Origin of the sequence: Agrococcus lahaulensis DSM 17612, from assembly GCF_000425105.1 — a bacterium.
Taxonomy (GTDB): domain Bacteria; phylum Actinomycetota; class Actinomycetes; order Actinomycetales; family Microbacteriaceae; genus Agrococcus; species Agrococcus lahaulensis.
On record NZ_AULD01000005.1, the window covers coordinates 389,298 to 402,017 of the forward strand.

The 12,720-nt window shown below is 69.8% G+C and carries 13 protein-coding genes; 6 read left to right on the plus strand and 7 right to left on the minus strand.

What is annotated here, in order from left to right; all coding sequences use genetic code 11:
• Positions 1-56 precede the first annotated feature (56 nt).
• From H508_RS0102380 to H508_RS0102405, 6 genes are all read right to left on the minus strand, one after another.
• Entirely contained in the window at positions 57-494 is a 438-nt protein-coding gene (locus H508_RS0102380) for an SAM-dependent methyltransferase (RefSeq protein WP_026372886.1), read from the minus strand.
• Between the two features lie 94 nt (positions 495-588).
• Positions 589-3,096, minus strand: coding sequence for an ATP-dependent Clp protease ATP-binding subunit (locus tag H508_RS0102385; RefSeq protein WP_051222543.1), 2,508 nt, complete (start codon positions 3,094-3,096; stop codon positions 589-591).
• Between the two features lie 112 nt (positions 3,097-3,208).
• A complete protein-coding gene (locus H508_RS0102390) occupies positions 3,209-3,592 on the minus strand; it encodes a type II toxin-antitoxin system VapC family toxin (RefSeq protein WP_026372888.1) in 384 nt (127 codons plus the stop codon).
• Entirely contained in the window at positions 3,589-3,810 is a 222-nt protein-coding gene (locus H508_RS0102395) for a hypothetical protein (protein ID WP_026372889.1), read from the minus strand. Before H508_RS0102395 ends, H508_RS0102390 begins: the two co-directional genes overlap by 4 nt.
• A 64-nt stretch (positions 3,811-3,874) precedes the next feature.
• Positions 3,875-4,321, minus strand: coding sequence for an iron chaperone (locus H508_RS0102400; RefSeq protein WP_026372890.1), 447 nt, complete (start codon positions 4,319-4,321; stop codon positions 3,875-3,877).
• A gap of 92 nt (positions 4,322-4,413) precedes the next feature.
• On the minus strand, positions 4,414-5,853 hold the full coding sequence (locus H508_RS0102405) for a dicarboxylate/amino acid:cation symporter (protein WP_245569426.1): 1,440 nt from the start codon (positions 5,851-5,853) through the stop codon (positions 4,414-4,416).
• 176 nt (positions 5,854-6,029) lie between these two features.
• On the opposite strand from H508_RS0102405, the gene H508_RS0102410 reads away from it, so the two are divergent.
• Positions 6,030-7,052 carry an LLM class flavin-dependent oxidoreductase gene (locus tag H508_RS0102410; RefSeq protein WP_026372892.1) on the plus strand — a complete coding sequence of 341 codons (1,023 nt, stop codon included), beginning with the start codon at positions 6,030-6,032 and terminating at the stop codon, positions 7,050-7,052.
• A gap of 60 nt (positions 7,053-7,112) precedes the next feature.
• Here H508_RS0102410 and H508_RS0102415 read toward each other — a convergent pair whose 3' ends face one another.
• Positions 7,113-7,652, minus strand: a complete 540-nt coding sequence (locus tag H508_RS0102415) for a type 1 glutamine amidotransferase domain-containing protein (protein WP_026372893.1) — start codon at positions 7,650-7,652, stop codon at positions 7,113-7,115.
• 93 nt (positions 7,653-7,745) lie between these two features.
• Between H508_RS0102415 and H508_RS14045 the strand changes: the two genes are divergently transcribed.
• The 5 genes from H508_RS14045 (at position 7,746) to nrdF (ending at position 12,719) form a co-directional block, all read left to right on the plus strand.
• Complete coding sequence (locus tag H508_RS14045) at positions 7,746-8,447, plus strand: DNA alkylation repair protein (protein ID WP_051222545.1); 702 nt, start codon at positions 7,746-7,748, stop codon at positions 8,445-8,447.
• A gap of 326 nt (positions 8,448-8,773) precedes the next feature.
• Positions 8,774-9,001, plus strand: coding sequence for a glutaredoxin-like protein NrdH (gene nrdH, locus H508_RS0102425; RefSeq protein WP_021009527.1), 228 nt, complete (start codon positions 8,774-8,776; stop codon positions 8,999-9,001).
• Positions 9,002-9,026: 25 nt separating this feature from the next.
• Positions 9,027-9,425: a class Ib ribonucleoside-diphosphate reductase assembly flavoprotein NrdI gene (gene nrdI, locus H508_RS0102430; protein WP_021009528.1), complete on the plus strand. Its 399-nt coding sequence runs from the start codon at positions 9,027-9,029 to the stop codon at positions 9,423-9,425.
• Entirely contained in the window at positions 9,413-11,563 is a 2,151-nt protein-coding gene (nrdE, locus tag H508_RS0102435; protein WP_169514148.1) for a class 1b ribonucleoside-diphosphate reductase subunit alpha, read from the plus strand. Before nrdI ends, nrdE begins: the two co-directional genes overlap by 13 nt.
• A 40-nt stretch (positions 11,564-11,603) precedes the next feature.
• Entirely contained in the window at positions 11,604-12,719 is a 1,116-nt protein-coding gene (gene nrdF / locus H508_RS0102440; RefSeq protein ID WP_084154964.1) for a class 1b ribonucleoside-diphosphate reductase subunit beta, read from the plus strand.
• Position 12,720 lies beyond the last annotated feature (1 nt).

Consider the following 12,720-nt stretch of genomic DNA (forward strand, 5'->3'; position numbering starts at 1 on the left):
CGCTCCCCGAGGCCCTCCGACGGATTCGGGTCGACGATACCCGGGCGCCGCTCGCCTCACGCCGTCGGGGCGGGCTCGCCGTGGAGGGCGATCTCCTCGAGCGGGTCGCCGCGGTCGATGAAGAGCGAGGCACCGGGCACGGTCGCGGCGCGGAGCCGCTCCATCGCCGCGGCCTCGAGCTCGGGGTGGCGGCCGTCGAGCGCGCCGACGCGGATCGCGACGACGAGGTCGAAGGGCTCCTCGCCCGCCTTGAGGTGGAAGCCCTCGGCGTTCACGACGCGGAACTTGAGGTTGCCGGCGTCGGACTGCCGCTCCGCGGCCTGCACGGCCATCATCGAGCGGTCGACGCCGAGCACGAAGCCCTCGGGCCCGACGCGCTCGGCGATCGCTCGCGCGAGGGCGCCGGGGCCGCAGCCGAGCTCGAGGACGCGCATGCCAGGTCGCAGCGGCAGCGCGTCGAGCACCGCGGCGAGCCGGGCGGAGAGAGCGGCCATGGCGCCTCCTTCGTGTCAGGAGAGCATGGCGGGGGACACGCCGCGGGGCAAGCCCTATCCGCTGTGGAAGCGGCCCGCCGCCGGCCCGCGCGGGTCAGGCGGCGGTGACGGCGAGGGCGTCGCCCTCGACGTCGACGCGCACCGTGCCGCGCTCGAGGCCGCCGACGATGAGGTCGGCGACGCGGTCCTCGACCTCGCGCTGGATGAGCCGGCGCAGCGGCCGCGCACCGAACTCGGGCTCGTACCCGTGCTCCGCGAGCCAGCCGAGGGCCGCATCCGTCACCTCGAGCTCGAGCTCCTGCGCCGCGAGCCGCTCGCGCACGCGATCGAGCAGCAGCGTCACGATCTGCCGCAGCTCCTCCGGCTCGAGCTTCTGGAACAGCACGATCTCGTCGATGCGGTTGATGAGCTCCGGCCGCATCTGCTCGCGCAGCTTGCCCATGACCTTCGCGCGCAGCTCGTCGCTCGAACCCGTGCCGTCGCCGGCCTGGAAGCCGATCGGGCCGGCCTTCGACGCGAGGAACTCGCTGCCGAGGTTGGAGGTCATGATGACGACCGTGTTGCGGAAGTCGACCGTGCGGCCCTGGCCGTCGGTGAGCCGGCCGTCCTCGAGCACCTGCAGCAGCAGGTTGAAGACATCCGGATGCGCCTTCTCGATCTCGTCGAGCAGCACGACCGAGTAGGGCTGGCGCCGCACCTTCTCGGTGAGCTGGCCCGCCTCGTCGTAGCCGACGTACCCGGGAGGGGCGCCGATGAGGCGCGCGACCGTGTGGCGCTCGCCGAACTCCGACATGTCGAAGCGCACGAGCGCGCCCTCGGAGCCGAACAGGCTCGCCGCGAGCGCCTTCGCGAGCTCGGTCTTGCCGACACCCGTCGGGCCGAGGAAGAGGAACGAGCCGATGGGCCGCGACGCGTCGCCGAGCCCCGAGCGCGACCGGCGGACGGCCTTCGCGATCGCGGTCACCGCATCCGTCTGCCCGACGACCCGCTCGTGCAGCTCATCCTCGAGGCGGGCGAGCCGCTCGCGGTCGCCCTCGGTGAGCCGCGACGCCGGGATGCCGGTCGCGCGCGCGACGACCTCGGCGATCTCCTCCTCGTCGACCGTGCCGTCCTCGCCGGAGCCGGAGTCGATCGCCGCCTGGATCGCGGTGATGCGGTCGCGGATGCGGGTCGCCTCCTCGAACTCCTCAGCCTCGACGGCCTGCCGCTTCTGATCCTCGAGGTGCTCGCGCTCCTTGACGAGCGCGTCGACGTCGACCTTGGTGCCGAGCCGCAGGCGCAGCCGCGCCCCCGCCTGGTCGATGAGGTCGATCGCCTTGTCGGGCAGGAAGCGGTCGCTGATGTAGCGGTGCGAGAGCTCGACCGCGGCGCGGATCGCCTCGGGCGTGTACGTCACGCGGTGGTGCTCGGCGTAGGCGGGCGCGAGCCCCTCGAGGATCTGCACGGCGTCGTCGACGCTCGGCTCGGCCACGAGCACGGGCTGGAAGCGGCGGGTGAGCGCGGCGTCCTTCTCGATGCGGCGGAACTCCGCGAGCGTCGTCGCGCCGATCATGTGCAGCTCGCCGCGCGCGAGGCGCGGCTTGAGGATGTTCGCCGCGTCCATGCCGCCCTCGCCCCCGCCGCCCGCGCCGAGGATCGAGTGCAGCTCGTCGATGAAGACGATGAGCTCGTCCTTGTGGGCGCTGATCTCCTCCATCGCCTTCGTGATGCGCTCCTCGAAGTCGCCGCGATAGCGGGTGCCGGCCACCATCGCGGTCATGTCGAGCGCCACGACGCGCTTGCCGGTGAGCGACTTCGGCACGTCGCCCTCGACGATCGCGCGCGCGAGCCCCTCGACGATCGCCGTCTTGCCGACGCCCGCCTCGCCGATGAGCACGGGGTTGTTCTTCGTGCGGCGCGAGAGGATCTCGATCGTCTGCTCGATCTCGTCGGCGCGCCCGATCACGGGGTCGAGCTCGCCCGCGCGGGCGCGCTCGGTGAGGTCGGTGCCGAACTCGTCGAGGGTCGGCGTGGTCGAGCTCGGGTCGACGGCCTTCGACGGGCGCTGCTGCGCCTCGATCGCGTCGCGCTGCGCCTGCACGGCGGCGCGCTGCAGCGCGTCGGGCGTGATGCCCGCCTCCTGCAGGAGCGCTCCGACGGCGCTGTCGCCCGCGACGATGAAGGCGAAGAAGAGGTGCTCGGGGTCGATGTAGCTCGAGCCGTTGGCGCGCGCGATCTGGTAGGCGTCGCGCAGTGCACGTTGGGCGGATGCGGTGAGCGACGGCGGAGTGGCCATCTCACGATCCCCGTCGGCCGGCATCCGCTCCTCGACCGTGGTGCGCAGCGCATCCGTGTCGACGCCGACGCCCGCGACGGTCGCGCCGACCGGCGGCAGCTCGAGGAGCGCGTGCAGCAGGTGCAGCGCGTCGACCTCCGCGTGCCGGTGCTCGCGCGCGTACTCGACGGCGCTCGCCATGACCGAGCTCATGCGCCTCGAGACGAGGCGCGAGAGGTCGATCGAGCGCTGCGCCGGGACGCGCTGTCCTTGCAGGATCCGCGCGATGAAGTCATCGAAGGATCCGTCGCCGCCGAACCCGTAGGTCGGCCCGTAGATCGCGGCCATGTGCATCTCCCTGGAGTCGTCGTGTCGGACTTGAGTGTGCCCGACTCAAGTTTAGACAACGCACACCGTCGATGCGCATTCCCGCCTGCGGCGATCGCTTCCTTGCTGCCTGCTACCCGGGCAGGACCGTGATGGGGCATCGGAGCCCCGGTGCCCGGCTGATCCGCGCGTCGATCGTCGCGAGCGGGCACTCGAGGGCCTCGGCCAGCGCGACGTAGCCGGCGTCGTACGCGGACAGGTTGTCGCGCAGCTCCCAGATGCGCGGCAGGAGCCCGGTCACCGCGTACCGCGTGACGCCGATGCGGCGCCAGGCGTCGATCGCCGCCCAGCCGTCGTCGGCCGCGATGCGCCCGGACGCGACGATGCGCCGCAGGACGCTCGCGACCTCGAGATCGATCAGGTGGGGCGCGTGCGCCGCCTCTGTGCCGAGCAACGACCTCGCTGCGCCGTCGTCGAGCAGGGCGGAGACCGCGGCCGAGGCATCGAGGACGATCACCGAGCCTCTCGTTCGTCGTCGAGCGCCGCGACCACCGGGGTCGGCCCGATGCCGAGGTCGGGCAGCGCGTCGAGGAGTGCCGCGTTGTCGGCACGGCGCGACGCCTCGGCGAGCTCACGGACGGCGACCGCACCGACCGACATCCCGTCGCGATCCGCGAGCCGCTGCAGGCGGCGCGCGACCTCGTCCGGCACGTTGCGCAAGTAGAGCGTCTTCATGTCGCAGAATGCTAGCAAGCGTGTCGCAGTCGTCGACAGACGCGGGGTCGCGGCTCAGGTCAGGTCAACTGACCGCCTTCGCAACGAGCTCCGCGATCTGCTGCCGCACCGCGGGGGTGTCGGCGACCACGGCGTAGGACGTCGCCCACATGTCGCCGTCGTCGAGGTTCGCGATCGTCTGGAAGCCGAGGGTCGAGTAGCGCTCGTCGAACTTCGACGCCTGCTGGAAGAAGACGAGCACCTTGCCGTCGCGCGCGTAGGACGGGAAGCCGTACCAGGTCTTCGGGTCGAGGTCGGGCGCGGTCTCGGAGACGACCTCGTGCACCATCTGCGCGAGCGACTTGTCGGGCTCCGGGAGCCCCTCGATCGCGTCGAGCACGTCCTGCCGATCGCGCTCCTTCTTGTTGCCGCCCTTCGACTGGCGGCGGAGCTCGGCGGTGCGCGCCTTGAGCGCCTCGCGCTCCTCCTTCGACAGGGTGCCGCCCTCCGCCTTCGCCTCGGTCTTCGCCATGGGATCCTCCGATCGTCGTCGATCGCGCGAGCCGCGATGCGCACCATCATGCCCGCGCGCATCGCGGCTCGCTTCTCCGATCCTGCCCGGCGTCAGCGCGTCGGGACGGGCTCCCGGCGCTCGTCGGGCTCCGCGCCCGAGCCCGTGGACGCATCCGCCTCGCTCGACGCATCCGCCTCGTCCGAGTCGTCGACGAACGGGCCGTCGCCCCGGGGGCCGTCGTAGATCGCGCGGTCGAGGATGCCCTCGCGCTTCGCCACGATCGTCGGGACGAGCGCCTGGCCGGCGACGTTGACCGCCGTGCGGCCCATGTCGACGATCGGGTCGACCGCGAGCAGCAGGCCCACGCCCTCGAGCGGGAGGCCGAGCGTCGAGAGCGTCAGCGTGAGCATGACGGTCGCGCCGGTCGTGCCGGCGGTCGCGGCGGAGCCGACGATCGAGACGACCGCGATGAGCACGTACTGGATGAGCGAGAGCTCGATGCCGAAGAACTGCGCGACGAAGATCGCGGCGATCGCGGGGTAGATCGCGGCGCAGCCGTCCATCTTCGTCGTCGAGCCGAACGGCACGGCGAACGACGCGTACTCGCGCGGCACGCCGAGGTTGCGCTCCGTGACGCGCTGCGTGAGCGGCAGCGTGCCCATCGACGAGCGGCTCACGAACCCGAGCTGCACCGCGGGCCACACGCCCGAGAAGTACTGGCGGATCGAGAGGCCGTGCGCCTTGATCAGCACGGGGTAGACGACGAAGAGCACGAGCGCGAGGCCGAGGTAGATCGCGCCGACGAACCACGCGAGGGTGCCGAGCTTCTCCCAGCCGTACTGCACGACCGCGTTGCCCAGCAGGCCGACCGTGCCGATCGGGGCGATGCGGATGATCCACCACAGGGCCTTCTGGATGACCTTGAGGGTCGACTCGGTGAAGTCGAGGAAGGGCTGCGCCTTGCGGCCGAGCTTGAGCGCGGCGATGCCGACGACCGTCGCGACGACGATGACCTGCAGCACGTTGAAGCCGACGGTCGAGCTGACGACGCCCTCGGCCGACTCGCGGGTCGTGACGGTGAGGCCGAGGAAGTTCTGCGGCACGAGGCCGATGAGGAAGTCCCACCAGCCGCCGACGCGGCTCGGTGCCTCTGCCTCGAGGCCGGAGCCGTCGACGCGGGAGCCGGGCTGGAGCGTCACGCCGAGCGCGATGCCGATCGTGACGGCGATCGCGGCGGTGATCGCGAACCACAGCAGCGTCTGGCCCGCGAGTCGCGCGGCGTTCTGCACGCGGCCGAGGCGCGCGATCGAGGCGATGATCGCGGTGAGGATGAGCGGCACGACGGCCGTCTTCAGCAGCGCGACGTAGCTCGAGCCGATCGTCGCGAGCGTCTCGGCGAGCGGGTTGTCGGCGCCCTCGGCGCCGGGGCCGAGCTGCAGCGCGACGAGGCCGAGCACGACGCCGAGCACGAGCGCGGCGGAGATCTGGAAGCCGAAGGATCCGAGGATCCGGCGAGCGCGCGAGGGCGCAGGCGCGGCAGTGGTGGGCACGGTGCTCCTAGGGATGCGGTGAGGGGGTCGCGCGGGCCAGAGCGGCTCGTGCGCAGATACAGTTATAGCGGCAATAAGGCCCGGTTGTCACGCCGCGTGTCAGATAGCGTCACGCGGAGGGTCCTGGCGGGCGGTTCCTCCGGAATGCGCGTGCGCGCGCCGGGGTTCTCCCCGGCATGCGCAAGCGGATCGGCTTCCTCTCCTTCGGCCACTACCGGCAGCTCGTCGGCTCGCGCGTGCCGACGGCGGGCGACTCGCTCCGCATGCACGTCGAGCTCGCCGTCGCCGCCGAGGAGGCGGGGATGGACGGCGCCTGGGTGCGCGTCCACCACTTCGACAAGTCGCTCGCCGCGCCCTACCCCCTGCTCGCGGCGATGGGCGCGCGCACCTCGACGCTCGAGCTCGGCACGGGCGTCGTCGACCTCCGCTACGAGCAGCCGCTCGCGATGACCGAGCTCGCGAGCGCCGCCGACCTGCTTTCGGGCGGCCGGCTGCAGCTCGGCATCTCGCGCGGCTCCCCCGAGCCGGCGGTCGACGGCCAGGAGCGCTTCGGGCTCGGCCTCGAGCTGGGCGAGCGCTGGTCGGATGTCGCGCGCGAGCGCGCAGCGCACTTCCGCCGCGCGCTCCGGGGCGAGCCCCAAGCCCGCTCGGAGCGGGCGGCGCAGCTCGGACAGGGCCCCGACCTGCCGGTCGAGCCGCGCTCGGCCGGGCTCGCGGACCGCTTGTGGTGGGGCGCCGGCAACCACACCTCGGGCGTGTGGGCCGGCGAGCACGGCTACCACCTGCTCTCGTCGACGCTCCTGACGCAGGACGACGGCCGTCCCTTCCACGTGCAGCAGGCAGACCAGGTGCGCGGCCACCTCGACGCCTACGCCGAGGCCGGGCACGAGGTGCCGCCCCGCACGGCCGTCACCCGCAGCGCCTTCCCGTTCTTCTCCGACGACGACCGCCGCTACTTCGGGCTCGCCGACGAGCAGCACGACGGCGTCGGGTGGCTCGAGGGCGGCGCGGTGCGCGGCGGCCCCACCTACGCCGGCGAGCCCGAGCACGTCGCCCGGCGGCTGCTCGCCGACGAGGCGGTGCAAGCGGCGGACACGGTGCTCTTCGCGCTCCCGAGCCAGCTCGGGCTGGACTACAACGTGCACCTGCTCGGCTCGCTCGTCGCGGTCGCGCGCGATCTCGGGTGGCGGGAGGACTGACCCTCCCCATATGGCAGGAACCGGCTGCCGCAGCGGACAGCCGGCTCCTCACCGCTCGAATCAGCGCGCGTGCGTGCCCTCGGCGAACTCCTCGACGATCTTCGCATTGAACGCCGGCAGGTCGTCGGGCGTGCGGCTCGAGACGAGCCCATTGTCCGTGACGACCTCCTCGTCGACCCACTCGGCACCCGCGTTCCGCAGGTCCGTCTTGAGGCTCGGGTAGCTCGTCATGCGGCGGCCGTCGACGGCACCCGCCTCGATGAGGATCCACGCGCCGTGGCAGATGACGCCGATCGGCTTCCCCGCATCGGCGAAGCCCTTGACGAGCGCGACGGACGCCTCGTCCATCCGCAGGTGGTCGGCGTTCACCACGCCGCCCGGGAGCACGAGGGCGTCGAAGTCGGATGCGCTCACGGAGCCGGGTGCGGCATCCACGGCCTGCTCGTGCCCGTTCTTGCCCTCGATCGAGCCCTCCTTGGGCGAGACGAGGGTCGGCGTGCCGCCCGCGGCCTGCACCGCCTCCCACGGGCTCGTGAGCTCGGAGTCCTCGAAGCCGTCCGTGAGGACGAACGCGACCTTCTTGCCGGTGATGTCAGCCATGCTGCCTCCTTCTCCATCGGGTGTGCGGGCGACGCTACGGAGCCGGACTGGGCGCACCTTGTGCGCCGCCTGGACGCCTGCCAGCCTGGGGCCGTGGTCGCGCCGGAGGAGCTCGTCGCGCACCTGCGCGGGCTCGCGACTCCCGCGCAGCGCGCACCCCTCGAGCGCGCGCTCGCCGACCGCACCGAGACCGAGATCCTCGGCGTGCGCATGGGCGCGGTGTTCGCGCTCGCGCGCGAGCACCTCGACGCGTCGCTCGACGACGTGCGGGTGCTGCTGCGACGCCCCGAGCACGAGGCGCGGGTGCTCGCCCTGAGCATCCTCGGGCAGGGCGCGAAGCGCGCAAAGCACGGCGATCCGTGGCTCGCCGAGGCCGCTGCGCTCTACGTCGCCGAGCACGACCGGATCGTCTCCTGGGATCTCGTCGACCTCGCGGCGCCCTCCGTGCTCGGGCGCGCCGCGGTCGAGGCCGGCACCGCCATGCTCGACGGCCTCGCCGCCTCCGGCGATCCGCTCCGGCAGCGGAGCGCCCTCATGGGATCGCTCGCGCTCGTGCGGCGGGGGCGCGCGACGGATGCGGTGCGACTCGCCGTCGGGATGCTCGGCTCCTCCGCGACGCAGCTGCAGCGGACGATCGGCGCGGTGCTGCGCGAGGTCGGCAAGGTCGATCGGGAGCTGCTGACCGGCGTGCTGGAGCGGGAGGCGCCGCGCATGACCGCGATCGCCCTGCGCTTCGCGACCGAGCGGCTCGAGCCGGCCGAGCGCGAGCGGCTGCGGGCCCTGCGGACGCGCTGAGCGGCATGTGGGCGGCCCGGCGTAGCGTGCCCCTCGAAGCCCCGGAGGTGCCCGATGCCGACGTCGAACCACACCGCTGTAAGTCCGTCTCGGCGTGTCGCGGAGATCTTGTCGCCGACTCCCCACAGGGTCGGCGCCGACTCTCCACAGGCTTTTCCGCGTCGTTGCGCGGCGGGAATGACACCTGTGGAGTTCTTGTTCACTCAGGTGTGGAGAAACACACCATCTTGTGTCCTTGATCGCCGCCAGACCCCACATATAGTGGGAGCCCGGCCACGGCCGGATCACGAGACCCCAGCACCCGAACCACACCGAGGAGAGCGGCCATGACCGTCACCGTCTATTCGAAGCCCGCCTGCGTGCAGTGCACGATGACCACCCGCGCGCTCGACGCGCAGGGCATCGAGTACGAGATCTTCGACGTGACCGCCGACGACAAGGCGCTGCAGACGGTCAAGGAGCTCGGCTATATGCAGGCACCCGTCGTGATCGCCGACGAGCAGCACTGGTCGGGCTTCCAGCCCGACCGCATCAAGGCGATCATCGCGGCTTGAGCCGCGCCGCCGGCCGGAGGGCGCCGTGAACCAGGTCGTCTACTTCTCGAGCGTGTCGGGCAACACCGCCCGCTTCGTGGAGAAGCTCGGCCGGCCGGCCTCGCGCATCCCCCTCTACGCCTCCGACCCGCCGCTCGAGCAGCGAGAGCCCTACGTGCTCATCGTGCCGACCTACGGCGGCGGCGACGGCAAGGGCGCCGTCCCGAAGCAGGTGATCCGGTTCCTCAACGACGAGGAGAACCGCAAGCACCTGCGAGGCGTCATCAGCGCCGGCAACACCAACTTCGGTGCGGGCTACGGACTCGCGGGCGACATCATCGCGCGCAAGTGCGACGTGCCGCACCTCTACCGCTTCGAACTCTTCGGAACCCCCGACGACGTGCGCGTCGTCAACGACGGATTGGATGGACTATGGCGACAGTGACGCCCGAGATGACGACGGGCAAGACGTCGGCGATGGACTACCACGCGCTCAACGCGATGCTCAACCTCTACGGACCGGACGGCAAGATCCAGTTCGAGAAGGACCGCGAGGCGGCGAACCAGTACTTCCTGCAGCACGTCAACCAGAACACCGTCTTCTTCCACTCGCTCAAGGAGAAGCTCGACTACCTCGTCGAGAACGACTACTACGAGAAGGAAGTGCTCGACCAGTACTCCTTCGAGTTCATCAAGTCGCTCATGAAGCGCGCGTACGGCTACAAGTTCCGCTTCCCGACGTTCCTCGGCGCCTTCAAGTACTACACGTCGTACACGCTCAAGACTTTCGACGGGAAGCGCTACCTCGAGCGCTACGAGGACCGCGTCGTGAACGTCGCGCTCGCGCTCGCCGCGGGTGACGAGACGCTCGCCGAGCACATCGTCGACGAGGTCGTGAACGGCCGCTTCCAGCCGGCCACCCCGACCTTCCTCAACGCCGGCAAGAAGCAGCGCGGCGAGCTCGTCTCGTGCTTCCTGCTGCGCATCGAGGACAACATGGAGTCGATCGGCCGCTCGATCAACTCGGCCCTGCAGCTCTCGAAGCGCGGCGGCGGCGTAGCGTTCAACCTCACGAACATCCGCGAGTACGGCGCTCCGATCAAGCAGATCCAGAACCAGTCCTCCGGCGTCATCCCCGTGATGAAGCTCTTCGAAGACAGCTTCTCGTACGCGAACCAGCTCGGCGCGCGTCAGGGCGCTGGCGCGGTGTACCTCCAGGCGCACCACCCCGACATCATGCGGTTCCTCGACACGAAGCGCGAGAACGCCGACGAGAAGATCCGCATCAAGACGCTCTCGCTCGGCGTCGTGGTGCCCGACATCACGTTCGAGCTCGCGAAGAAGGGCGAGGACATGTACCTGTTCTCGCCGTACGACGTCGAGCGCGTCTACGGCGTGCCCTTCAGCGACATCTCGGTGACCGAGAAGTACCACGAGATGGTCGACGACGCGCGCATCACGAAGACGAAGATCAACGCGCGCGAGTTCTTCCAGACGCTCGCCGAGATCCAGTTCGAGTCGGGCTACCCGTACATCATGTTCGAGGACACGGTGAACCGGGCGAACCCGATCGACGGCCGCATCAACATGTCGAACCTCTGCAGCGAGATCCTGCAGGTCAACACCCCGTCGACCTACGACGACGACCTCGACTACGTCGAGGTCGGCAAGGACATCTCCTGCAACCTCGGCTCGATGAACATCGCGCTGTCGATGGACTCGCCCGACTTCGGCAAGACCGTCGAGACGGCCATCCGGGCGCTCACCGCGGTCTCCGACCAGTCGAACATCGGCTCCGTGCCGTCGATCGCGCGCGGCAACGACATGAGCCACGCGATCGGCCTCGGCCAGATGAACCTCCACGGCTACCTCGGCCGCGAGCGGATCTTCTACGGCTCCGAGGAGGGCATCGACTTCACCAACATCTACTTCTACACGGTGCTGTTCCACGCGCTGCGGGCCTCCAACCGCATCGCGCAGGAGAAGGGCCGCACGTTCGAGGGATTCGAGCGCTCGAAGTACGCGACCGGCGAGTTCTTCGACAAGTACACCGAGCAGGAGTGGAAGCCGGCGACCGCCCGCGTGCAGGAGCTCTTCGACAAGTCGGAGATCCACATCCCGACGCAGGACGACTGGCGTGAGCTGAAGGCGCTCGTGCAGCAGCACGGCATCTACAACCAGAACCTGCAGGCGGTGCCCCCGACCGGCTCGATCTCGTACATCAACAACTCGACGTCGTCGATCCACCCGATCGCGGCGAAGATCGAGATCCGCAAGGAGGGCAAGCTCGGGCGCGTCTACTACCCGGCGCCGTTCATGACGAACGACAACCTCGAGTACTTCCAGGACGCCTACGAGATCGGCCCCGAGAAGATCATCGACACCTACGCCGCGGCGACGCAGCACGTCGACCAGGGCCTCTCGCTCACGCTGTTCTTCAAGGACACCGCGACGACCCGCGACATCAACCGCGCGCAGATCTACGCGTGGCGCAAGGGCATCAAGACGATCTACTACGTGCGACTGCGCCAGCTGGCGCTCGAGGGTACGGAAGTGGATGGCTGCGTCTCATGCATGCTGTAATTTCCTCACTTTTAGCGCGACAACGATGAAGGAACAGGACATGGACACCCAAGAGACGCAGGCGTCGGTCTTCGATGACGCCATCGACGCTCCGACGCTCGCGGAGGAGGCCGGTCCGGCGATCGAGGCCGACCGCGCCGAGATCCAGGAGGCGCTCGACGGCGGCGTGCAGACCGAGGCGCAGAAGCGCCAGCACCGCCACAACCACCTCGTGCGCGCGATCAACTGGAACCGCATCGAGGACGAGAAGGACCTCGAGGTGTGGAACCGCCTCGTGAACAACTTCTGGCTGCCCGAGAAGGTGCCGCTGTCGAACGACATCCAGTCGTGGGCGACGCTCACCGACGACGAGAAGCTGCTCACGATGCGCGTCTTCACCGGCCTCACGCTGCTCGACACGATCCAGGGCACGGTCGGCGCCGTCTCGCTCATCCCGGATGCGGTGACGCCGCACGAGGAGGCGGTGCTCACGAACATCGCCTTCATGGAGAGCGTGCACGCGAAGTCGTACTCGTCGATCTTCTCGACGCTCGCGTCGACGAAGGAGATCGACGACGCCTTCCGCTGGTCGACGGAGAACCCGTACCTGCAGCGCAAGGCCGAGATCATCATCGGCTACTACGAGGGCGACGACCCGCTCAAGCGCAAGGTCGCCTCGACGCTGCTCGAGTCGTTCATGTTCTACTCGGGCTTCTACCTGCCGATGCACTGGTCGAGCCGCGCGAAGCTCACGAACACGGCCGACATGATCCGCCTCATCATCCGCGACGAGGCCGTGCACGGCTACTACATCGGCTACAAGTTCCAGAAGGGCTACGAGAAGCTCACGCCCGAGAAGCAGGCCGAGATCAAGGACTACACGTACTCGCTGCTCTACGAGCTCTACGAGAACGAGGCGAAGTACTCGGCCGAGCTCTACGACCCCGTGGGCCTCACCGAGGACGTCAAGAAGTTCCTGCACTACAACGCCAACAAGGCGCTGATGAACCTGGGCTTCGAGCCGCTGTTCCCGTCGACCGTCACCGACGTCAACCCGGCGATCCTGTCGGCCCTGTCGCCGAACGCCGACGAGAACCACGACTTCTTCTCGGGCTCCGGCTCCTCGTACGTCATCGGCAAGGCCGAGGCGACCGAGGACGAGGACTGGGACTTCTAAT

Excerpts from the sequence above, each read along its gene's own strand:
- H508_RS0102380 (WP_026372886.1), bottom strand. The coding sequence starts at position 494 with ATGGCCGCTCTCTCCGCCCGGCTCGCCGCGGTGCTCGACGCGCTGCCG.
- H508_RS0102385 (WP_051222543.1), bottom strand. The coding sequence starts at position 3,096 with ATGGCCGCGATCTACGGGCCGACCTACGGGTTCGGCGGCGACGGATCC.
- H508_RS0102395 (WP_026372889.1), bottom strand. The coding sequence starts at position 3,810 with ATGAAGACGCTCTACTTGCGCAACGTGCCGGACGAGGTCGCGCGCCGC.
- H508_RS0102400 (WP_026372890.1), bottom strand. The coding sequence starts at position 4,321 with ATGGCGAAGACCGAGGCGAAGGCGGAGGGCGGCACCCTGTCGAAGGAG.
- H508_RS0102410 (WP_026372892.1), top strand. The coding sequence starts at position 6,030 with ATGCGCAAGCGGATCGGCTTCCTCTCCTTCGGCCACTACCGGCAGCTC.
- H508_RS0102415 (WP_026372893.1), bottom strand. The coding sequence starts at position 7,652 with ATGGCTGACATCACCGGCAAGAAGGTCGCGTTCGTCCTCACGGACGGC.
- nrdH (WP_021009527.1), top strand. The coding sequence starts at position 8,774 with ATGACCGTCACCGTCTATTCGAAGCCCGCCTGCGTGCAGTGCACGATG.
- nrdE (WP_169514148.1), top strand. The coding sequence starts at position 9,413 with ATGGCGACAGTGACGCCCGAGATGACGACGGGCAAGACGTCGGCGATG.
- nrdF (WP_084154964.1), top strand. The coding sequence starts at position 11,604 with ATGGACACCCAAGAGACGCAGGCGTCGGTCTTCGATGACGCCATCGAC.